Annotated in this window: 17 protein-coding genes; 12 read left to right on the top strand and 5 right to left on the bottom strand. The window is 69.6% G+C overall.

Going from position 1 to position 21,907, the window contains the following annotated elements; all coding sequences use genetic code 11:
• Positions 1-2: 2 nt before the first annotated feature.
• Together KU887_RS15310 and KU887_RS15305 are read left to right on the top strand one after the other, a co-directional pair.
• Positions 3-800: a taurine ABC transporter ATP-binding protein gene (locus KU887_RS15310; RefSeq protein WP_048986825.1), complete on the top strand. Its 798-nt coding sequence runs from the start codon at positions 3-5 to the stop codon at positions 798-800.
• Positions 800-1,762 carry an ABC transporter permease subunit gene (locus KU887_RS15305; protein WP_059723985.1) on the top strand — a complete coding sequence of 321 codons (963 nt, stop codon included), beginning with the start codon at positions 800-802 and terminating at the stop codon, positions 1,760-1,762. The genes KU887_RS15310 and KU887_RS15305 overlap by 1 nt, the downstream gene beginning before the upstream one ends.
• Before the next feature lie 56 nt (positions 1,763-1,818).
• On the opposite strand, the gene ggt is transcribed toward KU887_RS15305, so the two are convergent.
• Positions 1,819-3,693, bottom strand: a complete 1,875-nt coding sequence (gene ggt, locus KU887_RS15300) for a gamma-glutamyltransferase (RefSeq protein WP_034201325.1) — start codon at positions 3,691-3,693, stop codon at positions 1,819-1,821.
• 83 nt (positions 3,694-3,776) lie between these two features.
• A complete protein-coding gene (locus KU887_RS15295) occupies positions 3,777-4,739 on the bottom strand; it encodes a LysR family transcriptional regulator (RefSeq protein WP_006485246.1) in 963 nt (320 codons plus the stop codon).
• Between the two features lie 159 nt (positions 4,740-4,898).
• Between KU887_RS15295 and KU887_RS15290 the strand changes: the two genes are divergently transcribed.
• The 9 genes from KU887_RS15290 to KU887_RS15250 all read left to right on the top strand — a co-directional run bounded on the left by KU887_RS15290 (position 4,899) and on the right by KU887_RS15250 (position 17,844).
• A complete protein-coding gene (locus KU887_RS15290; protein ID WP_062911161.1) occupies positions 4,899-7,025 on the top strand; it encodes a 3-hydroxyacyl-CoA dehydrogenase NAD-binding domain-containing protein in 2,127 nt (708 codons plus the stop codon).
• A gap of 29 nt (positions 7,026-7,054) precedes the next feature.
• Complete coding sequence (locus KU887_RS15285) at positions 7,055-8,251, top strand: acyl-CoA dehydrogenase family protein (protein WP_060210978.1); 1,197 nt, start codon at positions 7,055-7,057, stop codon at positions 8,249-8,251.
• A 14-nt stretch (positions 8,252-8,265) separates the two neighbouring features.
• Entirely contained in the window at positions 8,266-9,411 is a 1,146-nt protein-coding gene (locus tag KU887_RS15280; protein WP_006499061.1) for an acyl-CoA dehydrogenase family protein, read from the top strand.
• A 29-nt stretch (positions 9,412-9,440) separates the two neighbouring features.
• On the top strand, positions 9,441-10,646 hold the full coding sequence (locus tag KU887_RS15275) for a CaiB/BaiF CoA-transferase family protein (protein ID WP_258250464.1): 1,206 nt from the start codon (positions 9,441-9,443) through the stop codon (positions 10,644-10,646).
• A 95-nt stretch (positions 10,647-10,741) separates the two neighbouring features.
• A complete protein-coding gene (locus KU887_RS15270; RefSeq protein ID WP_006477703.1) occupies positions 10,742-11,047 on the top strand; it encodes a DUF485 domain-containing protein in 306 nt (101 codons plus the stop codon).
• Between the two features lie 11 nt (positions 11,048-11,058).
• Entirely contained in the window at positions 11,059-12,744 is a 1,686-nt protein-coding gene (locus tag KU887_RS15265) for a cation acetate symporter (protein WP_258250463.1), read from the top strand.
• 356 nt (positions 12,745-13,100) lie between these two features.
• Complete coding sequence (locus KU887_RS15260; RefSeq protein WP_006490818.1) at positions 13,101-14,390, top strand: dicarboxylate/amino acid:cation symporter; 1,290 nt, start codon at positions 13,101-13,103, stop codon at positions 14,388-14,390.
• A 4-nt stretch (positions 14,391-14,394) separates the two neighbouring features.
• A complete protein-coding gene (locus tag KU887_RS15255; RefSeq protein WP_034201332.1) occupies positions 14,395-16,404 on the top strand; it encodes an ATP-binding protein in 2,010 nt (669 codons plus the stop codon).
• An 87-nt stretch (positions 16,405-16,491) separates the two neighbouring features.
• On the top strand, positions 16,492-17,844 hold the full coding sequence (locus KU887_RS15250) for a sigma-54 dependent transcriptional regulator (RefSeq protein ID WP_006499057.1): 1,353 nt from the start codon (positions 16,492-16,494) through the stop codon (positions 17,842-17,844).
• Between the two features lie 99 nt (positions 17,845-17,943).
• Here KU887_RS15250 and KU887_RS15245 read toward each other — a convergent pair whose 3' ends face one another.
• Positions 17,944-18,480: a peroxiredoxin gene (locus tag KU887_RS15245; protein WP_258250462.1), complete on the bottom strand. Its 537-nt coding sequence runs from the start codon at positions 18,478-18,480 to the stop codon at positions 17,944-17,946.
• Positions 18,481-18,637: 157 nt separating this feature from the next.
• On the opposite strand from KU887_RS15245, the gene KU887_RS15240 reads away from it, so the two are divergent.
• Positions 18,638-19,210, top strand: a complete 573-nt coding sequence (locus KU887_RS15240; protein WP_080323073.1) for a hypothetical protein — start codon at positions 18,638-18,640, stop codon at positions 19,208-19,210.
• Between the two features lie 332 nt (positions 19,211-19,542).
• Here KU887_RS15240 and KU887_RS15235 read toward each other — a convergent pair whose 3' ends face one another.
• Both KU887_RS15235 and KU887_RS15230 read right to left on the bottom strand, forming a co-directional pair.
• Positions 19,543-21,147 carry a YifB family Mg chelatase-like AAA ATPase gene (locus KU887_RS15235; protein WP_069353184.1) on the bottom strand — a complete coding sequence of 535 codons (1,605 nt, stop codon included), beginning with the start codon at positions 21,145-21,147 and terminating at the stop codon, positions 19,543-19,545.
• 264 nt (positions 21,148-21,411) lie between these two features.
• Positions 21,412-21,663, bottom strand: coding sequence for an accessory factor UbiK family protein (locus KU887_RS15230; RefSeq protein WP_006489451.1), 252 nt, complete (start codon positions 21,661-21,663; stop codon positions 21,412-21,414).
• Positions 21,664-21,907: the final 244 nt, after the last annotated feature.

Raw genomic sequence — 21,907 nt, 5'->3', positions numbered from 1 at the left:
TCATGAGCACGCTGGAAGTTCGTCAGGTATCGGTCGCCTATCCGGGCGAGCGCGGCAGGCCGACGACGCAGGCGCTCGCGCAGGTCGACCTGCGCATCGATGCCGGTGAATTCGTCGTCGCGCTCGGCGCGTCTGGGTGCGGCAAGACCACGCTGCTGAACTGCATGGCCGGCTTCGTCGCACCGACGACGGGCGACGTGCGGGTCGACGGCGTGCCGGTCACGGGCCCCGGCGCCGATCGCGGCGTCGTGTTCCAGAAATACGCGCTGCTGCCGTGGCTCGACGTGCTCGACAACGTCGCGCTCGGACTGCGCTTCGCGCGCGTGTCGAAGGCCGAACGCGATGCACGGGCGCGCGAGATGCTCACACTCGTCGGCCTCGAGCGTCATGCGCGTGCGCGCGTGTACGAGCTGTCGGGCGGGATGCAGCAACGCGTCGGCATCGCGCGTGCGCTCGCGAGCGACCCGCGCGTGCTGCTGATGGACGAGCCGATGGGCGCGCTCGACGCGATGACGCGCGGCACGATGCAGGCGCTCGTGCTCGACGTGTGGGCGCGCACCGGCAAGACGGTGTTCTTCATCACGCACGACGTCGAGGAGGCGTTGTTCCTCGCGACGCGTCTGATCGTGATGACGCCGGGCCCCGGTCGCATTGCCGAAACCTTCGAGCTGCCGTTCGCGCGGCGCTACGTCGAATCGCGCGATGCGCGCGCGGTGAAGTCGTCGCCGGACTTCATCGCGTGGCGCGAGCGGTTGATCGCGTACCTGCATCGCGACGAGGCGGCGGCGGAGCCCGCGTGATGAGTGAACTCGCACGGCACGGGGTGGCCGTGGGGCGCGGCCGGAACAGCACTTTGCACAGGCAGGACAGCATGAGCACACAGGATTCTTGGACGGCCGATCGTGCGGCCGCCGATTTCGAACGGGACGATCGCACGCCGCGTCGGGCGGCGCAGCGCCGTGCGCCGTCGTCGCGCCGTTACCGGTTGCCGGGGCAGGGGAAGACGGCCGGGTTGAGCGCCGCGACGGTCGCGGCGCTGGCCGTGCTGTGGTGGGTCGCGACGCATCTGCAGTGGCTGCCGCCGCTGTTCCTGCCCGCGCCGGAAGCGGTGTGGACCGCGTTCGTCGATGCGTGGCACGGCCGCATCCAGGGCGGCCTGCCGTTGTCCGACCATCTGTTGTGGAGCGCGGCCCGCGTGTTCGGCGCGTTCGCGCTCGCGACCGCGATCGGCGTGCCGGCCGGCATCCTGATGGGCGTGAGCCGCATCGCACGCGGCGTGCTCGATCCGCTGCTGGAGTTCTACCGGCCGCTGCCGCCGCTCGCGTATCTGCCGCTCGTCGTGATCTGGTTCGGCATCGACGAGACGGCCAAGCTCGTCGTGATCTTTCTCGCGTGCTTCGCGCCGATCGCGATGGCCGCGCGCGCCGGCGTGCGTGCTGCAACCGTCGAGCAGATCAACGCCGCGTATTCGCTCGGCGGCAGCTTCGCGCAGATCGTGCGCCATGTCGTGCTGCCGGCCGCGCTGCCGGAAATCCTCACCGGGCTGCGGATCGCGATCGGGTTCGGCTGGACGACGCTCGTCGCGGCCGAGATGGTCGCCGCGACGGCCGGGCTCGGGCAGATGGTGCTCAACGCGTCGAGCTTCCTGCGCACCGACATCGTCGTGATGGGCATCCTGCTCATCGGCGCGATCGCGTGGCTGTTCGATCTCGCGATGCGGTGGGTCGAGCGGCGGGTGGTGCCGTGGAAGGGGAGAGGGTGACGTCACACTGACGGCACGGGCAACGGGCGCGTACGCGCCGCCCGCGCCTTTCACGCTCAATCGCCCATCGCGATCCCTTCGCGTCGCGGATCCGCGCCGCCGAACCACACCGTCTGCCCCTGCACGTTCAGCCGCTGGATTCCCTGCAGCCCCGAGTTCATCTCGACGATCTGCACGTCGTGCCCGCGTCCCTTCAACCCGTCCACGAGCGCGTCCGACACGCGGCCCCGTTCGAGCTGCGTCGGCCCGTTCATCGACCCGAAGTTCGGTAGCGCGATCGCCTGCTGCATCGTCATGCCCCAGTCGAGCACGCCGACCAGCGTCTTCGCGACGTGATTGATGATCGCCGGGCCGCCGGCCGAGCCGACGATCATCGTCACCTGCTTCGTCTTCTTGTCGAACACGAGCTCCGGCGACATCGCCGAGCGCGGCCGCTTGCCCGGCTGCACGCGGTTCGCGACCGGCCGGCCGTTGTCGTTCGACACGAACGAGAAATCGGTGAGCTGGTTGTTCAGCATGAAGCCGCGCACCATCAGCCGCGAGCCGAACGCGTCCTCGATGCTGGTCGTCATCGACAGCGCCTGGCCGTAGCGGTCGACGATCGCGATGTCGGAGGTCGACGGCCATTCGGGGCTGCGGTCATCGGCCATCGCGAGCGTCGCACCCTGCGGCGTGCCGGCCTGCGCGACGCCCATGCTGGTGTCGCCGATCAGCCGCGCGCGCTGTGCGAGATAGGTCTTGTCGGTGAGGCTCGCCCAGGTGCCGCCCGGCAGCGGCACGAAATCGGGATCGGCCACGTAGCGTGCACGGTCCGCATACGCGAGGCGCCCGGCTTCGCTGAACAGGTGCGCGGCGAACGGCGTCGGCTCGTAGCCGACGTCGTTGCGCACCGGCTTCTGCGCGCCGATCTGCTGCCAGTCGGGCATCGCTTCGAGCATGCCGAGCATCTGCGCGATCGCGAGGCCGCCCGACGACGGCGGCGGCATCCCGCACACGATCGAGCGCCGGTAGTCGGCGCACAGCGGCGCGCGGACCTTCGCCTTGTAGCGCGCGAGATCCTGCAGCGACAGCAGCCCCGGGTTGGTCGGGTGCTTGCGCACCTTCGTGACGATGTCGCGCGCGATCGCGCCGCTGTAGAACGCGTTCGCGCCGCGGTCGGCGACCTGGCGCAGCACGGTCGCGAGCGCCGGGTTCTTCAGCACCGTGCCGGCGGCCTTCGGGGTGCCGTCCGCGTTGTAGAAGTACGCGCGGGCCGCCGGGTCGTTCTTCAGGTACTTGTCGTTCGCGATCAGCATCGCGAGCCGCGGGCTGATCGTGAAGCCGCGCTCGGCGAGCCGGATGGCGGGCTGGAACAGCCGGCGCCACGGCAGCTTGCCGTGCGCGCGGTGCGCGGCGTCGAGCATGCGCAGCACGCCCGGCGTGCCGACCGAGCGCCCGCCGACGACACCTTCGTAGAAGCTCATCGGCTGGCCGGTCGGCCCGTAGAACAGCCGGTCGGTCGCGGCGGCCGGCGCGGTTTCGCGGCCGTCGTACGCCTGCGTTGCACGGCCGTCGAAGTACAGCATGAACGCGCCGCCGCCGATGCCCGACGATTGCGGCTCGACGAGCGCCAGCACCATCTGCGTCGCGATGGCCGCGTCGATCGCGGTGCCGCCGGCCTTCAGCATGTCGTAGCCGGCTTGCGTCGCGAGCGGGTTCGCGGCCGCGATCATGAAATGCTGCGAGGTCCAGCCCGACTTGTCCGTCCAGCCGGACGACAGTTCGGGCGCGTGAACGCCCGGCAGCGGGACGGCCGCGCCCGATGCGGCGGTGACCGGGACGACGGCGCCCGATGGCGCGGACGGGGACGTGCAGCCGGCGTTGAACGCGACGAGCGCGACGGCGGCGAGCAGCGTCCAGGGACGCGAATACGGACGAATCCGGTCGAACATTGAACCCTCGGCAGCAGTGAATTCGAAGGAGACGGCGGCGTGGACGTCGGCGCGGGCGCAACGGCGCTGCCCGCCCCGGCGCGCTATTGTCGCCGCGCGCCCGGCGGCTTGTCATCCGACAGGAAACCCTGACGCATCCCGCCGGGCCCGCCCCGGCCGGTCTTTCCGGCCTGTTCGAGGATGAACTCTATGAACGTCGAGGTCGCGCGCGTGTGGTGGCGATTCGGCATGTACAGCATGTACATGTGGGTGCCGAAGATGCTGAGCCGGTACGCGTCGAGCGACGTGACGACGGCGCCGTGCCGCAGGTCGTCCTGCATCACGTAGTCGGGCACGATGCCGACGCCGATCCCCGCGAGGATCGCCTGGCGCAGGAACAGGAAGTTCTCCGAAATCAGCGTCGGTTCGAGCAGCACCTCGTGGCGTTCGTCGCCGAGATAGGCGGCGATGCGGAGCTGCCGGCCCATCACCGTCGCGGTGACGACCGGCGCGGCGGCCAGCGCGCCGAGGCTCGCCGGCATCCCGTGCGCGGCCGCGAACGCGGGCGACGCGCACGCGACGTAGCGCACCGCGCCCATGTCGCGCGCGACCAGGTTCTGCGGCGGCTCGGACATCACGCGGATCGCGATGTCGACTTCGTCGCGCATCAGGTCTTCCACGCGATTCTCGAACACCACGTCGAGCACGATGCCCGGATGCCGCCGCTTGAACGCGAGCAGCCATTCGGACATCACGATCTGCCCGTAGCCGCTCGGCACCGACAGCCGCACGCGGCCCTGCAGGTCCTGCCCGAGCGTCGTCACCGATTCCTGCGCGGCGAGCAGTTCGTTGCGGATGCGCCGGCCGTGTTCGTACAGCTTCAGCCCGATCTCGGTCGGCTCCATGCGCCGCGTCGTGCGCCGCACCAGTTGCTGGCCGATCGAGCGCTCGAGCTGGTTGAGCCGGTAACTGACGTTCGCCCGGCTCATCTTGAGCCGCTGCGCGGCCTTGCTGAGATTGCCGGCGTCGAGGATCTCGACGAGCAGCGTCAGCGCGTTCAGGTCCATGCCCGTGTTCTCCTGATCCGGCCCTTTTAACGGTCGGAAAGCATCCAGTGTCAAGTCAGACTTGACAGCTTGTAAAGGCGTGCGGGAATTGTCAATGAATCTCGATCAATCGAGAATCGGGTCATGCCTGCTGCATCGACAGCTTCGACAGGAGACGCCATGAATTCCCCCGCCACGCCCCCAACCGGCACCGTCACGCGCGAGCGGCGCGACAAGGTGCTCGTCGTCACGATCGACCATCCGCCCGTCAACGCGCTGTCCGCCGACGTGCGGCGCGGCCTCGCCGACGCGATCGACGCCGCGCAGGCCGACGACGCGATCCGCGCGGTGCTGATCGTCGGCGCCGGCCGCAACTTCATCGCGGGCGCCGACATCCGCGAATTCGGCAAGCCGCCGGTGCCGCCGTCGCTGCCCGACGTGTGCGAGCGGATCGAGTCCGGCACGAAGCCGGTCGTGGTCGCGCTGCACGGCGCGACGCTCGGCGGTGGCCTCGAAGTCGCGCTGGCCGCGCATTACCGGCTCGCGGTGCCCGGCGCGAAACTCGGGCTGCCCGAAGTGACGCTCGGCCTGCTGCCCGGCGCGGGCGGCACGCAGCGCGCGCCGCGCCTGATCGGCGCGAAGGCCGCGCTCGACCTGATGCTGACGGGCCGTCATGCGAGCGCGGAGGAAGCGCTCGCGCTCGGCCTCGTCGATCGCGTCGCGCACAGCGACGACACGCTCGCCGAAGGGCTCGCCTATGCGCAGGAACTCGTGTCGCTCGGCGCACCGGTGCGCCGCACGCGCGATGCGCAGGGCCTGGCGGACCGCACGGCCGCGCAGGCGGCGATCGACGCGGCCCGCGCCGAATTGCCGAAGAAGTCGCGCGGCCTGTTCTCGCCGGCGAAGATCGTCGACGCGGTCGAGGCCGCGCTCACGCAGTCGTTCGACGCGGGAATGAAGTTCGAACGCAGCCTGTTCCTGCAATGTCTGGACAGCCCGCAGCGCGCGGGCCTCGTGCATGCGTTCTTCGCGGAACGCGAGGCGGCGAAGGCGCCCGAGGCGCGACGCGCGAGCGCACGGCCGGTCGGGCGGATCGGCGTGGTCGGCGGCGGCACGATGGGCGCGGGCATCGCGGTCGCGGCGCTCGACGCCGGGCTGCCGGTGACGATGATCGAGCGCGACGAAGCCTCGCTCGCGCGCGGCCGGGCGCACGTCGAGAAGGTGTACGACGGCCTCGTCGCGAAAGGGCGGATGACGCCCGCCGCGCACGCGGCGCGCCTCGCGCGCTTCAAGGGCAGCACGTCGTACGACGCGCTCGCGCAGGTCGACGTCGTGATCGAAGCCGTATTCGAGGACATGGCCGTGAAGCAGGCCGTGTTCGCCGAACTCGCCCGCGTGTGCAAGCCGGGCGCGGTGCTCGCGACCAACACGTCGTATCTCGACATCGACGCGCTCGCCGCGAGCATCGACCGGCCGGCCGACGTGATCGGCCTGCATTTCTTCTCGCCGGCCAACGTGATGAAGCTGCTCGAGATCGTCGTGCCGGCGCGCGTGAGCCCGGACGTCGTCGCGACCGCGTTCGCGCTGGCCCGGCAGTTGAAGAAGACGCCGGTGCGCGCGGGCGTATGCGACGGCTTCATCGGCAACCGGATCCTCGCCGTCTACCGGACGGCGGCCGACTACCTGATGGAAGACGGCGCGTCGCCGTACCAGATCGATCGCGCGGTGCGCGAATTCGGCTTCCCGATGGGGCCGTTCCAGGTCGTCGACCTCGCGGGCGGCGACATCGGCTGGGCGACCCGCAAGCGCCGCGCGGCGACGCGCGATCCGAATGCGCGCTACGTGGAGATTTCCGACCGGCTGTGCGAGCGCGGCTGGTTCGGGCAGAAGACCGGCCGCGGCTACTACCTGTATCTGGACGGCGCGCGCGTCGGCACGCCCGACCCGGAAGTCGACGCGATCGTCGCGGAAGAACGCGCGAAGAAGGGCATCACGCCGCGCACGTTCACCGACGACGAGATCCTGCGCCGCTACCTCGCCGCGATGATCAACGAAGGCGCGAACGTCGTGCACGAGAAGATCGCGCTGCGCCCGCTCGACGTCGACGCGGTGTTCCTGCACGGCTACGGCTTCCCGCGCTATCGCGGCGGCCCGATGCACTACGCGGACACGCTCGGCCTCGCGAACGTGCTCGCCGACATCCGCACGTTCGCGAAGGACGATCCGCTGTTCTGGAAGCCGTCGCCGCTGCTCGTCGATCTCGTCGCGCGCGGCGCGGATTTCGCGAGCCTGAACCACATCGACTGAACGCCAACCGCATTTGCCACGGACCGAAGATGGACCTCGATTTCACTCCCGAAGAGGAAGCCTTTCGCGCTGAAGTGCAGCGCTTCCTCGCCGCCGAACTGCCGGCGTGCACCGCGCGCAAGGTGAAGGGCGGCCTGCACCTGACGCGCGACGACATGCGCGAATGGCACGCGATCCTCAACGCGCGCGGCTGGCTCGCGAGCCACTGGCCGCGCGAATACGGCGGCCCCGGCTGGAGCGTCGCGCAGAAATTCCTGTTCGACAACGAATGTGCGCTCGCCGGCGCGCCGCGCATCGTGCCGTTCGGCGTGAACATGCTCGGCCCGGTGCTGATCAAGTACGGCAACGACGCGCAGAAGCGCCACTGGCTGCCGCGCATCCTCGACGGCACCGACTGGTGGTGTCAGGGCTACTCGGAGCCGGGCGCCGGCTCCGATCTCGCGTCGGTGAAGACGAGCGCGGTGCGCCACGGCGATCACTACGTCGTGAACGGCCAGAAGACGTGGACCACGCTCGGCCACTACGCGAACATGATCTTCTGCCTCGTGCGCACCGCGACCGACGTGCGCAAGCAGGAAGGCATCAGCTTCCTGCTGATCGACATGAATACGCCGGGCGTCGACGTGCGTCCGATCATCACGCTCGACGGCGAGCACGAGGTGAACGAAGTGTTCTTCACCGACGTGCGCGTGCCGGTCGAGAACCTGGTCGGCGAAGAGAATCGCGGCTGGACCTACGCGAAATACCTGCTCACGTACGAGCGCACCAACATCGCGGGGATCGGCTTCTCGACCGCCGCGCTCGACCGGCTGCGCGCGGTGGCCGCGAAGGTCACCAAGAACGGCCGGCCGCTCGCGGACGATCCGTTCTTCGCGGCGCGGCTCGCGCGCGTCGAGATCGAGCTGGAAAACATGCGCACGACCAACCTGCGCGTGCTGGCCGCGGTCGCGGGCGGCGGCGTGCCGGGCGCGGAAAGCTCGATGCTGAAGATTCGCGGCACGCAGATCCGCCAGGAGATCACCGCGCTGATGCGGCGCGCGATGGGGCCGTACGCGCAGCCGTTCGTCGACGACGCGCTCGACGCCGATTACGACGGCGAACCGGTCGGCCCGGAAGAAGCCGCGAGCGCCGCGCAGCAGTATTTCAACAACCGCAAGCTGTCGATCTTCGGCGGCTCGAACGAGATCCAGAAGAACATCATCGCGAAGATGATGCTCGGGCTGTAACGAGGGACGCGACGATGGATTTCCAGCACACAGAAGACCGCCGGATGCTGGCGGACACGTTGAACCGCTTCATCGCCGAACAGTACGCGTTCCCGGTGCGCGACCGCATCGCGCAGTCGGCCGAAGGCTTCGACCGCGCGATGTGGCAGCGCTTCGCCGAACTCGGCACGGTCGGCGCGCTGTTTGCCGAAGCCGACGGCGGCTTCGGCGGCGCGGGCTTCGACATCGCCGTGGTGTTCGAATGCCTCGGGCGCGGGCTCGTCGTCGAGCCGTTCCTCGGCGCGCTGCTCGCGGGCCGCGCGCTGTCGCTCGCCGGCGGCGATGCGCATCGCGACCGGCTCGCCGCATTGATCGACGGCAGCGCGAGCGCCGCGTTCGCGCACGACGAACCGGGCTCGCACTATGAACTGACGACCGTGCGCACGCGCGCCGAACGGTCCGGCGACGGCTGGGTGCTGACCGGCGCGAAAGGTGTCGTCGACCAGGCCGCGCAGGCGGCGTTCTTCGTCGTCAGCGCGCGCGTGTCCGGCAACGACGACGACGCGGCCGGCATCGGCCTGTTCGTCGTGCCGGCCGATGCGCCGGGCGTGTCGCTGCGCGACTACCGGAAGATCGACGGCGGCCGCGCGGCCGAAGTGCGCTTGGAGCGTGTCGCGCTGCCGGCCGACGCCGCGCTCGGCGCGCCGGAGGCGCTCGACGGCGAAGCGGGCGCCGAGCTGCTCGAACGCGTGCTCGGCTACGGGCTGCTCGCGCTGTCGGCGGAAGCGCTCGGCGCGATGGACGTCGCGAAGGAGCACACGCTCGACTACCTGCGCACGCGCAAGCAGTTCGGTTTGCCGATCGGCAGCTTCCAGGCGCTGCAGCACCGGATGGCCGACCTGCTGCTCGAAGTCGAGCAGGCGCGCTCGGCCGTGATCAACGCGGCCGCGCAGCTCGACGCGCCGCGCGCGGTGCGCGAGCGCGCGCTCGCGGCGGCGAAATACAGCATCGGCCGGATCGGCACGCTCGTCGCCGAGGAAAGCATCCAGCTGCACGGCGGGATCGGGATGACGTGGGAGTTGCCGCTGTCGCACTACGCGAAGCGGCTGGTGATGATCGATCACCAGCTCGGTGACGAGGATCATCATCTCGCGCGCTACATCGCGCTGTCGAAACAGTAACGGCGAAAACGCGAATGGAGGAGACAAGGATGACGAACGAACGGTGCGCGTTGCCGCTGGCGGGCGTGAAGGTGCTCGATTTCTCGCGCGTGCTGGCCGGCCCGTGGTGCGCGATGGTGCTGGCCGATTTCGGTGCGGAAGTGATCAAGGTCGAGCACCCGGCGCGCGGCGACGATACGCGCGACTGGGGGCTGCGGATCGGCGACACCGAAACCACGTATTTCAACAGCGTGAACCGCAGCAAGCGGTCGATCTGCGTCGACCTGCAGACGGAAGCCGGCCAGCGCATCGCGCGCGAGCTGGCCGCGCAGGCCGACGTGCTGATCCACAACTTCAAGCTCGGCGGCGCGGAGAAGCTCGGCCTCGGCTACGACGCGCTGGCCGGGCTGAACCCGCGCCTCGTGCACTGCGCGATTTCGGGTTACGACCGATCGGGCGCCGAGGCCGCGCGGCCCGGCTACGACCTCGTGGTGCAGGGCGAGGCCGGGCTGATGGCGCTGAACGGCGAGGCCGGCCAGCCGCCGCTGAAGTTCGGCGTCGCGGCGGTCGACCTGTTCACCGGCATGTATTCGGCGCAGGCGATCCTGGCCGCGTTGTACGAACGCCATGCGACCGGGCGCGGGCGGCGCATCGAGATGGCGCTGTTCGACTGCGGGCTGATGATCACCGCGTACTACGGGCTCGACGCGCTGCTGATGGGCGAGGACCCGCCGCGCTACGGCAACGCGCACCCGTCGATCGTGCCGTACGGCGTGTTCGACGCGGCCGACGGCCCGCTCGTGATCACGGTCGGCAACAACACGCAGTTCGCACGCTTTTGCGACGCGATCGAGCGTCCCGACCTGGCGGCGGACGAACGCTACAGGACCAACCTCGGCCGCTCGGAGAATCGTGCGGACCTGCTGCCCGAGATTCGTCGCGAACTGGCACGCCGGTCGCGCGCGACGCTGCTCGCCGCGCTCGCCGATGCGGGCATCCCGTGCGGCGAAGTGCTCGGGCTGCACGAAGCGCTGACGTCCGAACGTGCGACGAGTGCCGGGCTCGTCACGCGGCAGCCGCATCCGGTCGCGGGCGGCGTCGACGTGCTTGCGCCGCCGTACCGCTTCGACGGCGCGCGGCTGCCGGTGCGCGGCGCGCCGCCGGTGCTCGGCGCCGATACCGAGGCGGTGCTCGGCGGCTGGCTCGGGATGTCGGCGGAGGACGTCGCGCGGCTGCGCGCGGATCGCGTCGTGTAATTCAATTTACCGCCGCGGCGCGGGCGGAACAGTCGACGCGCGCCGACCATTCCACAAAACACCGCTCGCCATGACGAGCTGGAAATGGAGACACCATGGAGCTTTCCGTCATCGAATCGGTCACGGCGCGCCGCGACTACCAGCAGCTCGTGCGGGCACGGCGCCGCTTCAGCTTCACGCTGACGGCGCTGATGATCGCCACCTACTACGGCTTCATCCTGCTCGTCGCGCTTGCGCCGCACGTGCTCGCCGCGCCGCTGTACCGCGGCGCGACGACGACGGTCGGGATCGCCGCGGGTGTCGCGATCATCCTGATCGCGATCGGCCTGACCGCGTGCTACGTGCTGCGCGCGAACCGTGCGTTCGACCGCCGCGTCGACGCGATCCTGCAACGTTCGTGACGGAGGCCCGCATGCGACGCATTGCGCGCGCGCTCGGCGCGCTGACCGTTCTCGTCTCCTCCATCGCCCATGCGACCGGTGTCGCCGGCCCGATGCCCGACAAGGTCGAGCTGAACCCGGTCGCGATCGCGATGTTCTTCGTGTTCGTGTTCGCGACGCTCGCGCTCACGCGCTGGGCCGCGCGCCGCACCCGCTCGACGCGCGACTTCTACACGGCCGGCGGCGGCATCACCGGGCTGCAGAACGGGCTCGCGATCGCCGGCGACTACATGTCGGCCGCGTCGTTCCTCGGGCTGTCGGGGATGGTGTTCATGTTCGGCTTCGACGGGCTGATCTATTCGATCGGCTTCCTGGTCGGCTGGCCGTTCGTGATGTTCCTGATCGCCGAACCGCTGCGCAACCTCGGCAAGTTCACGTTCGTCGACGTCGTCGCGTACCGCTTCGCGCAGCGGCCGATCCGGCTGCTGACGTCGGCGAACGCGCTGACCATCGTCGTGCTGTACCTCGTCGTGCAGATGGTCGGCGCGGGCAAGCTGATCCAGTTGCTGTTCGGGCTGTCGTACGGCACGGCCGAGCTGATCGTCGGCGTGCTGATGGTCGTCTACGTGTTCTTCGGCGGGATGACCGCGACCACCTGGGTGCAGGTGATCAAGGCCGTGCTGCTGCTGTGCGGCGCGTCGCTGCTCGCGGTGCTCGCGCTCGGCGAGTTCGGCTTCAGCATCGACGCGATGTTCCGCCGCGCGGTGGCCGTGCATCCGGGCGCGCTGTCGATCATGGGGCCCGGCAAGCTGATCCGCGACCCGGCCAACGCGCTGTCGCTCGGCATCGCGCTGATGTTCGGCACGGCCGGCTTCCCGCACATCCTGATGCGCTTCTTCACGGTGCCGAACGCGAAGGAGGCGCGCAAGTCGGTGCTCTACGCGACGGGCTTCATCGGCTACTTCTACCTGCTGACCTTCGTGATCGGCTTCTCGGCGATCGTGCTGCTCGCGCAGCATCCGGAATTCTTTCGGCTCGGCGCGAACGGCACGTTCAACCTGACGCGCGACCTGCTCGGCGGCTCCAACATGGTCGCGGTGAAGCTCGCGCAGGCAGTGGGCGGCAACTGGTTCTACGGGTTCATCGCGGCCGTCACGTTCGCGACGATCCTCGCGGTGGTCGCGGGCCTGACGCTCGCCGGCGCGACGACGATCTCGCACGACCTGTATGCGCAGATGTGGGCGCGCGGCAAGCCCGACGAACGGCTGGAGATGCGGATCTCGCGCGCGGCGACGATCGTGCTGTCGGCCGTCGCGATCGGGCTGTCGATCCTGTTCGAGCACGTGAACGTCGCGTTCATGGTCGGGCTCGTCGCGGCGGTGGCCGCGAGCGCCAATTTCCCGGTGCTCGCGATGTCGATCTTCTGGCGCGGGATGACCACGCGCGGCGCGGTGCTCGGCGGCGGCCTCGGCCTCGTGTCGGCGGTCGCGCTCACGGTGCTGTCGAAGTCGGTGTGGGTCGACGTGCTGCACCACGCGCATGCGCCGGTGTTCCTCGACAACCCTGCGCTCGTGTCGGTGCCGCTCGCGTTCGTCGGGATCGTCATCGGTTCGCTCGCGGATCGCGGCGAGCGCGCACGCCGCGAGCGCGACGCGTTCGCGCAGCAGGAGTTCTACGCGCAGACCGGCGTGCTGGCCAGCCAGGCCGTGCGGCACTGATTCGTCTGACGAAGCGACACATCCGTCCGGATCGCCGGACGGATATTTTCCGGAAATCCGGAATCCCGGATTTTCTTGCCTGCCGCATTATGAGAAATACAATGAAAACAACGGCTTGAGGGGTTCCGGAAACCTGGCATCGACCTTGCAATATAAAGCGCATGGCCGGCCCCCGGCCTGACTATTAAACCAAGGAGACAACCGATGACCACTGCCTTCCTCCCCCTCCGGATGTTCTGAGGCATCGCTTGTTGCGGCACGGCAGCCGCGCGGGCGAGTGACTTTCCCCTGAGACATTCGCCTGCGCGCGTGACGCCGTTTCCACCGGCTCATCATCTACTTCAGCAGGAACCATCGTGAAGAAGAAACCCTTCTACAAAGTGCTCTATGTGCAGGTGATCTTCGCCATCATCGTCGGCGTGATCCTCGGCCACTACTACCCGGCGCTCGCCACCGACATGAAGCCGCTCGGCGACGGGTTCATCAAGCTGATCAAGATGGTGATCGGTCCGATCATCTTCTGTACGGTCGTCACCGGCATCGCCGGCATGGAGGACATGAAGAAGGTCGGCCGCGTCGGCGGCAAGGCGCTGCTGTACTTCGAGATCGTGTCGACCTTCGCGCTGCTGCTCGGCCTCGCGGCCACGCACCTGCTGCGTCCGGGCGTCGGCTTCAACATCGATCCGGCGACGCTCGACGGCAAGGCCGTCGCGTCGTACGCGGCGAAGGCGCACGGGCAGTCGACGGTCGACTTCCTGATGCACATCATCCCGAACACGATGGTCGACGCGTTCGCGCAGGGTGAAATCCTGCAGATCCTGCTGATCGCGCTGCTGTTCGGCAGCGTGCTCGCGCACCTCGGCGAGCGCGGCCGTGTGGTCACCGACTTCATCGACGGCCTGACGCGGGTGCTGTTCGGCATCGTGCACATCGTCACGAAGCTGGCCCCGATCGGCGCGTTCGGCGCGATGGCGTTCACGATCGGCAAGTACGGCGTCGGCTCGCTGGTGCCGCTGCTCAAGCTGATCGGCACGTTCTACCTGACGTCGGTCGTGTTCGTGCTCGTCGTGCTCGGCGCGATCGCGCGCTTCACCGGCTTCTCGATCATCCGCTTCGTGTCGTACATCAAGGAAGAGCTGCTGATCGTGCTCGGCACGAGCTCGTCGGAAGCCGCGCTGCCGCAACTGATGGAAAAGCTCGAGAAGGCCGGCTGCTCGCGTTCGGTCGTGGGCCTCGTCGTGCCGACGGGCTATTCGTTCAACCTCGACGGCACCAACATCTACATGACGATGGCCGTGCTGTTCATCGCGCAGGCGACCAACATCGAGCTGACCTGGATGCAGCAGCTCACGCTGCTGGCCGTCGCGATGCTGACGTCGAAGGGCGCGAGCGGCGTGACCGGGGCGGGCTTCATCACGCTCGCCGCGACGCTGGCCGTCGTGCCGACGATCCCGCTGTCGGGCATGGTGCTGATCCTCGGCATCGACCGCTTCATGAGCGAATGCCGCGCGCTGACCAACATCGTCGGCAACGGCGTGGCGACGGTCGTCGTGTCGGCCTGGGAGAAGGAGCTCGACCGCAACAAGCTGCGCCAGGCGCTGAAGGGCGGCAGCGAAGTCGCGCCGACCGAGACGGCCGGCGTCTGACGCGATGAACGAGCAGGCGGCGGCGCCGCCCGCCGGCCGTGCGGCCCGCGGCGCCCGGGGCATCGAGGCGGAGGCCTATGACACAATAGGCGATCCGCATCGCCAGGAAGCCTCGACCGTGACGCGCCGCCTGCTCATCCTCGTCGTGCTTGCCGCCGCGCTCGTCGCGGCGTGCGCGCTCACGTGGACGCTCACCTGGCAGCGCGGCGTCGCCGAGCTGCAGCGCAATGCCGCCGTGCGCGTCGATCGCACCACCAACGCGCTCAAGAGCACGCTCGACCGCTACGAATCGCTGCCTTACCTGCTCGGCAGCCATCCGTACGTGCAGGATCTGCTCGCGGAGCCCAAGCGCGGCGACTACACCGCGCGCGTCAACCGCTATCTCGAAGACCTCAACGAACACGCGCACGCGACCGTCACCTACGTGATCGGCGCGGACGGCCTGTGCGTCGCCGCCAGCAACTGGCGCGCGCCCGACAGCTTCGTCGGAATCGAATACCGTTTCCGCCCGTATTTTCTCGACGCGATGAACGGCCAGGTCGGCCGTTTTTTCGGGATCGGCACGATCTCGCGCGACCCCGGTTACTACATCTCGCAGCCCGTGTGGCACGACGGCAAGATCGCGGGCGTCGTCGTCGTGAAGCTCAACCTCGAATGGTTCCAGGGCGCCGACGCGTCCGAGCCGCTCGTCGTCGTGGACGATCACGGCGTCGTGTTCCTGTCGTCGGTGCCCGCGTGGAAGTACCACACGCTGCGCCCGCTCACGGGACCGGTCGCCGCGTCGATCTACGAAACGCGCCAGTACGCGCAGCAACCGGTCACGCCGCTGCCGTTGCGTGTCGAGCAGACGCTCGGCGCCGACGCGGAGATCGTGCGCCTCGGCGCCGGCCGGCGCGCGCCGCGCTTTCTCGCCAGCAAGCGGCGGATCGGCGAGCCCGACTGGCTGCTCGTCACGCTCGCGCCGATCGCGCCGATCGATGCCGATGCGCGCAACGCGACGATCGTCACCGGCTTCGGCTTCGTGTCGGTCGCGCTGCTGGCGTTCTACTGGCGAATGCGCCGCGCCCGCGTGCGCGAGATGATCCGCGGCCGCGCGCTGCTGCAGCAGGCGTACGCGGAGCTGAACCGGCGCGTCGAGGAGCGTACGGCCGATTTGTCGGAAGCGAACGAGCAATTGCAGAAGGAAGTCGGCGACCGGATCCGCGCGGAGCAGGAGCTGCGCGCCGCGCACGACGAACTGATCCAGGCGAGCAAGCTCGCCGCGCTCGGCCAGATGGCGGCCGGCATCACGCACGAACTGAACCAGCCGCTCGCGGCGCTGCGCAGCTTCTCGGACAACACGCGCGTGCTGCTCGATCGCGGCGAGCAGGCCGCCGCGCGCGAGAATCTCGAGGCGATCGCCGCGCTGACCGAGCGGATGGGCAAGATCACCAACCAGCTGAAGCTGTTCGTCGGCCGCGCGAAGCCGCGCAACGAGCAGGCCCTCGTCGTGCGCGCATTGCGCAGCGTGCTGTCGCTGCTCGACGAGCGCCTGCGCGGCGTCGCGCTCACGCTGACGCTGCAGGACGCGACCGTGTCGCCCGCGCGCGATGCGCCGCTCGACCTGGCGCGCGACTATCCGGAACTCGTCGCGCGCTGCGAGGATCTGCGCCTCGAACAGGTGCTGATCAACCTGCTCGGCAACGCGCTCGACGCGGTGGCCGGCGTCGCGGCGCCGGCGATCGAGGTGACGATCGCGGTGTCGGCCGCGACGCTCGCGGTCGAGGTGCGTGACAACGGCTCCGGGATCGCGCCCGATCTGCTGCCGCGCCTGTTCGAGCCGTTCTTCACGACCAAGGAAATGGGGCGCGGGCTCGGGCTCGGCCTCGCGATCTCGTCGTCGATCGCGAGCGACGCGGGCGGTGCGCTGACCGCGCGCAACGCCCCGTCGGGCGGCGCGCTGTTCGTCTTGACGCTGCGGCGCGCCCGCACGCATCATCCGGACTCCGTGTCCGAGCCGGCGGGTTCGCATTAGCGTGAACAGGCCCGGTCGGCGACCGACCGGCATCAATCGAGAGCCGCGTGCGAGCGCCGCGCGGCCTGTCAGGAGCAAGTGACCAAGATGGCCAACCGGCTGCAAGTGATCTATATCGAAGACGATGCGCTCGTGCGTCGGGCGAGCGTGCAGAGCCTTCAACTGGCGGGCTTCGACGTCGCCGGCTTCGAGTCGGCCGAAGCGGCCGAGAAGGCGATCGTCGCGGATACCGCCGGCGCGGTCGTCAGCGACATCCGGCTGCCCGGCGCGAGCGGGCTCGACGTGCTCGCGCAGTGCCGCGAGCGCGTGCCCGACGTGCCGGTGATCCTCGTCACCGGGCACGGCGACATCTCGATGGCCGTGCAGGCGATGCGCGACGGCGCGTACGACTTCATCGAAAAGCCGTTCGCGGCCGAGCGCCTGATCGAGACGGTGCGCCGCGCGCTCGAGCGCCGCGAGCTCGTGCTCGAGAACCACGCGCTGCGGCGCGAACTGGCCGGGCAGCACGTGGTCGCGCCGCGCATCATCGGCCGCAGCCCGGCGATCGAGCAGGTGCGCAAGCTGATCGCGAACGTCGCGCCGACCGACGCGTCGGTGCTGATCAACGGCGACACGGGCGCCGGCAAGGAGCTGATCGCGCGCAGCCTGCACGAGCTGTCGCCGCGCCGCGACAAGCCGTTCATCGCGGTCAATTGCGGCGCGCTGCCCGAGCCGATGTTCGAATCGGAGATGTTCGGCTACGAGCCCGGCGCGTTCACCGGCGCGGCGAAGCGGCGCGTCGGCAAGCTCGAATACGCGTCCGGCGGCACGCTGTTTCTCGACGAAATCGAAAGCATGCCGCTCGCGTTGCAGGTCAAGCTGCTGCGCGTGCTGCAGGACGGTGTGCTGGAGCGGCTCGGCTCGAACCAGCCGATCCGCGTGAACTGCCGCGTGGTCGCGGCCGCGAAGGGCGACATGAGCGAACTCGTCGCGGCCGGCACGTTCCGGCGCGACCTGCTGTACCGGCTCAACGTCGTGACGATCGCGCTGCCGCCGCTCGCCGAGCGCCGCGAGGACATCGTGCCGCTGTTCGAGCATTTCATGCTCGACGCGGCCGTGCGCTACGGGCGGCCCGCGCCGGTGCTGACCGACCGGCAGCGCGCGAGCCTGATGCAGCGCGACTGGCCGGGCAACGTGCGCGAACTGCGCAATGCGGCCGACCGCTTCGTGCTCGGCGTGGCCGACATGCCGCAGGAAACGGGCGCGGGCGACGACGCCGACAACGACCAGACGCTGAAGGAGCGCATCGAGCAGTTCGAGCGCGCGGTGATCGCCGAGGCGCTGAACCAGACGGGCGGCGCGGTCGCGGCAACGGCCGACCGGCTGCACGTCGGCAAGGCGACGCTGTACGAGAAGATGAAGCGCTACGGGCTGTCGGCGAAAGGCGATACCGAGCGCTGAAAAGCAAACGGACCGCGGAACCGGGTTGCCCGGTCATGCGGTCCGTTGTCTTGCCGGAAGGGCGCGGTGCGCGCGCCTGCGAGCCGGATCGGGCGGCGCTCAGGCCGCGTTGCCGTCGAGCGCCTTCTTGAGCAGTGCGTCGAGCTCCGCGAATTGCGGCGCGCCGACGTAGCGCTTCAGGATCTTGCCGTCCTTGTCGACGACGAAGGTCGTCGGCGTGAGCTGCACGTTGCCGAACTGCTTCGCGACGCTGCCGTCGTCGAGCGCGACCTTGAACGGCAACTGGCGCGTCTGCGCGTAGTTCGCGACGTACATCGGCGGATCGTAGTTCATCGCGACCGCGACGAATTCCAGTCCCTGACCCTTGAAGCGATTGTAGGTATCGACCATCTGCGGCATTTCCTGCATGCAGGTCGCGCAACTCGTCGCCCAGAAATTCACGAGATAGACCTTGCCTTTCAGGTCGCCGGCGGTCGAGACCTTCTGGCCCGACAGCAGCGTGAAGGTCGCGTCCGGCACGCTGGACTTGCCGTTGAACGCGAGGAAGCCGGCGACGGCGATCGCCGCGACGACGGCGGCCGCGACGATATAGCGGACGGGGCCGGTATTGCGGCGGGCGGGGGGCGTGGTGTTCATCTGGTGCTCTCGGAGTCGATGACGCGGATCGATGCAAGGGACGTCGAAATTCGGCGCTCATTTTAGCGCGAATGCGGCGCGCGCACCGGCGGCGGCCCCGCATCCCGGTTGTCAGGTTCGGCGGATAATGGCCGTTTTGCCTGCCGCGATCCACGCCATGCCGAAGGAAGTCACCGATTCGTTGCGCCCCCTTTTTCGCCCGCTGCGACACTTCGCCGCGCTCGCCTGCCTGAGCGCCGCGCTGGCCGCGTGCTCGCCGTCGTACGACTGGCGCACGCTGCACAACGACGCCGGCTATACGATCGACCTGCCGGCGAAGCCGACCGTCGAGCAGCAGCCGGTGGTGCTCGGCGGCGCGTCGATGCCGATGCGGATGCAGGCCGCGCACGTCGACGGCGCGGTGTTCGCGGTCGGCACGCTGACGCTGCCCGACGACCGCGACGACACGCGCCGCGCGGCGCTCGACTTCCTGCGCGCCGGGTTGTCGCGCAACCTCGAGGGCGTGCCGCAGACGGCGTCGGTGCCCGTGCCGCTCGCGGCCGGCGGCGCGGTGAACGGGCTCGAGCTGCGCGTCACGGGTGCCGCCGCCGGCGGCGATCGCGCGCGCAAGACGATCGTCGCGCGGCTCGCCGCGCGCGGCCGGCATGCGTACCAGGCCGTCGTGATCGCCGACGGGCCGCTTGCGCAGGAGCAACTCGACCAGTTTTTCGGCTCGTTCAAACTCGATTGACGACGGCCGGCGCGGCGCCCGGACACACTGTGACAACTGAAAGTTCGTTCGCAGCTTTCGACGCTAATCGCCGGATTTTGCGAGGGTTTTTCGGCTATCCACAGCGCATGTGGATAACTTTGTTGAAAAGTCGCGCGCATTTCCCGCAGAGCCGCGCCGGACGGCCTTCCGGCCCGTTTGGCCGTCCGTACGCCCTTTGAGAAAAATCAATCAAAACAACGGGATACGAATTCCGTCCGGCAAAGGCCGCGGCGAGTCGCGAACCGGGGCCGGATTCGCGAAATTGTGCATAAGTCAAGTCTTGACAGCCTGATTTTGTCCTCCCAGCGCGCTCACAGCGCCGTCAGCGCGCGCCGGTAGCGGATCGCCTCGGCGATCTGCGCGGCCGTCGGCAGCGGGTCGCCGGCCAGGTCGGCGATCGTCCGCGCGACTTTCAGCACGCGGAAATACGCGCGCGCCGACCAGCCGAAGCGCTCGCCGGCCTCGCGCAGCAGCCGCTCGCCTTCGTCGGTCGGCCGGCACAGGTCGTCGGTTTCGCGGCCGCTCAGCATGTGATTCGTCTTGCCTTGCCGATCGAGCTGCAGCGCCCGCGCCTGTGCGACCCGGGCGGCCACCGCCGCGCTCGGCTCGCCGGGTGCCGTCGCGCGGGTCGCGAGTTCCGCCGGCGACAGCGCGGGCAGGTCGATCTGGATGTCGATGCGGTCGAGCAGCGGCCCCGACAGCTTGCGCAGATAGCGGGCGGCCACGTCCGGCGAGCAGCGGCAGCGCCCGGACGGATCGCCGTGCCAGCCGCACGGGCACGGGTTCATCGCGGCGATCAACTGGCACGCGGCGGGGAAGTCGGCCTGCTGGGCCGCGCGCGAGATCGTGATGCGGCCGGCTTCCAGCGGCTCGCGCAGCATTTCCAGCACGTGCCGGTCGAATTCCGGGAGTTCGTCGAGAAACAGCACGCCGAGGTGCGCGAGCGTGATTTCGCCCGGCTGCGGCGGATTGCGGCCGCCCACCAGCGCGGCGGCGCTCGACGAGTGATGCGGCGCGCGGAACGGCCGGCGGCGCCACTGCGCGGGCGAGAAGCCGAGCCGGCTCGCGGACAGCAGCGCGGCCGAGGTCAGCGCCTCGTCGTCGGTCAGCGGCGGCAGGAGCCCGGCCAGCCGCGCGGCCAGCATCGACTTGCCGGCGCCGGGCGGCCCGACCATCAGCATGTGATGGCCGCCCGCGGCCGCGACTTCCAGCGCGCGCCGGGCGCCGCGCTGGCCGACGACGTCCGCGAGGTCGGGCGCGGCGGGCGCCGGCAGGCCGTCGAGACAGGGCGCCGCGACCGGCGTGAGCCGCCCGTCCGGCGCATCCGCGAGGTGCGCGCACAGCGCGGGCAGGTCGCGCGCACCGAATACGGTCACGCCCGGCACGAGCGCGGCCTCGGCGGCGCTGTCGAGCGGCAGGTACAGCTCGGGCGGCCGCGAGGTCGCGACGGAATCGCGCGCGGCGCCGGAATCCGGGCCCGGGCCGCCGGCGAGGCCCGCGCCGGATTCCGCCGCACGCCAGTCCCGCGCGGCGCCGCACGCCATCGCGAACGCGCCGCGCATCGGCCGCAGTGCGCCCGTCAGCGACAGCTCCCCCGCGAATTCGCGGCCGGCCAGCGCGTCGGCCGGGATCTGGCCGTTCGCGGCGAGGATGCCGAGCGCGATCGGCAGGTCGAAGCGGCCCGATTCCTTCGGCAGGTCGGCCGGCGCGAGATTGACGGTGATGCGGCGTACCGGGAATTCGAATCCGCAGTTCTGCAGCGCGGCGCGCACGCGCTCGCGGCTTTCGCGGACTTCGAGATCGGGCAGCCCGACGATCGAGAACGACGGCAATCCGTTGGCGAGATGGACTTCGACGGTGACGTCCGGCGCGCGGCCGGAGGCGGGCGCGCGACTGCGCACCACGGCGAGCGACATGGCGAGGCTCCTGTGAACGGGCGGACGACGGCCGTTCGGGGCCGCATGCCGCGGGAATCGGAGGAATCGGGTGCGCGCTTGCCGGCGTGGCGCGGGGAAAGAACGAGGTGTTGCGGAACGACGCACTGCGAAGAGCGATGGACTGCGAAGAGCGGAGGGTGCTGCGAAGAACGACGGACGACGAAGAGCGGGATCGGCCTCGGGGGCGGCGGGCGCGGGCCGCACGAGGCGGCCCGCGCCCGGACCGTTTGGCCGGGTGGGGCGTCAGGCCTGCGGGGCGGCGAGCTTCTGCTCGAGTTCCGCGACGCGCTTTTCGAGTTCCTCGAGGCGCACGCGGGTGCGGGCGAGCACCTGTGCCTGGGTGTCGAATTCCTCGCGCGTGACGAGATCGAGCTTCGAGAAGCCTTGCGACAGCATGGCCTTCACGTTGCGCTCGACGTCCTTGGCCGGCGAGTTTTTCAGCAAATCGCTGACGCGCGACTGCAGATCGTTGAAAACGTCGCTGGGTTGCTTCATGTGATTTCCCTTCCTTGCACAAAAAATGTGCATCTTCAGTTGCGTACGTGCCCATGATGCACGCATGACCGGAAATGGTGCGCGCGGGGCGCGAATTCCGGGCATGGCGCCCGCATGGGTGAATGGCCCGGCGATCCGGGACGTGCGTGCACTCTAGCAACGATCCTTTCGCCGCGCCAGCAAACCGGGCCATGTTGGCCATTCGGCCGGGCTTCCGCGCCTTACACCACGGGATGCGACCCCG

It is taken from the genome of Burkholderia sp. EMB26 (assembly GCF_024730645.1).
Taxonomy (GTDB): Bacteria; Pseudomonadota; Gammaproteobacteria; order Burkholderiales; family Burkholderiaceae; genus Burkholderia; species Burkholderia cenocepacia.
Note: the sequence above shows the minus strand (reverse complement) of the source record. Positions and strands in the feature narration are given on the sequence as shown.

What these genes read in the sequence shown, in the direction of transcription:
- KU887_RS15310 (WP_048986825.1), top strand. Translation starts at nt 3, where the DNA reads ATGAGCACGCTGGAAGTTCGTCAGGTATCGGTCGCCTATCCGGGCGAG.
- KU887_RS15305 (WP_059723985.1), top strand. Translation starts at nt 800, where the DNA reads ATGAGTGAACTCGCACGGCACGGGGTGGCCGTGGGGCGCGGCCGGAAC.
- ggt (WP_034201325.1), bottom strand. Translation starts at nt 3,693, where the DNA reads ATGTTCGACCGGATTCGTCCGTATTCGCGTCCCTGGACGCTGCTCGCC.
- KU887_RS15295 (WP_006485246.1), bottom strand. Translation starts at nt 4,739, where the DNA reads ATGGACCTGAACGCGCTGACGCTGCTCGTCGAGATCCTCGACGCCGGC.
- KU887_RS15290 (WP_062911161.1), top strand. Translation starts at nt 4,899, where the DNA reads ATGAATTCCCCCGCCACGCCCCCAACCGGCACCGTCACGCGCGAGCGG.
- KU887_RS15285 (WP_060210978.1), top strand. Translation starts at nt 7,055, where the DNA reads ATGGACCTCGATTTCACTCCCGAAGAGGAAGCCTTTCGCGCTGAAGTG.
- KU887_RS15280 (WP_006499061.1), top strand. Translation starts at nt 8,266, where the DNA reads ATGGATTTCCAGCACACAGAAGACCGCCGGATGCTGGCGGACACGTTG.
- KU887_RS15275 (WP_258250464.1), top strand. Translation starts at nt 9,441, where the DNA reads ATGACGAACGAACGGTGCGCGTTGCCGCTGGCGGGCGTGAAGGTGCTC.
- KU887_RS15270 (WP_006477703.1), top strand. Translation starts at nt 10,742, where the DNA reads ATGGAGCTTTCCGTCATCGAATCGGTCACGGCGCGCCGCGACTACCAG.
- KU887_RS15265 (WP_258250463.1), top strand. Translation starts at nt 11,059, where the DNA reads ATGCGACGCATTGCGCGCGCGCTCGGCGCGCTGACCGTTCTCGTCTCC.
- KU887_RS15255 (WP_034201332.1), top strand. Translation starts at nt 14,395, where the DNA reads ATGAACGAGCAGGCGGCGGCGCCGCCCGCCGGCCGTGCGGCCCGCGGC.
- KU887_RS15250 (WP_006499057.1), top strand. Translation starts at nt 16,492, where the DNA reads ATGGCCAACCGGCTGCAAGTGATCTATATCGAAGACGATGCGCTCGTG.
- KU887_RS15245 (WP_258250462.1), bottom strand. Translation starts at nt 18,480, where the DNA reads ATGAACACCACGCCCCCCGCCCGCCGCAATACCGGCCCCGTCCGCTAT.
- KU887_RS15240 (WP_080323073.1), top strand. Translation starts at nt 18,638, where the DNA reads ATGCCGAAGGAAGTCACCGATTCGTTGCGCCCCCTTTTTCGCCCGCTG.
- KU887_RS15235 (WP_069353184.1), bottom strand. Translation starts at nt 21,147, where the DNA reads ATGTCGCTCGCCGTGGTGCGCAGTCGCGCGCCCGCCTCCGGCCGCGCG.
- KU887_RS15230 (WP_006489451.1), bottom strand. Translation starts at nt 21,663, where the DNA reads ATGAAGCAACCCAGCGACGTTTTCAACGATCTGCAGTCGCGCGTCAGC.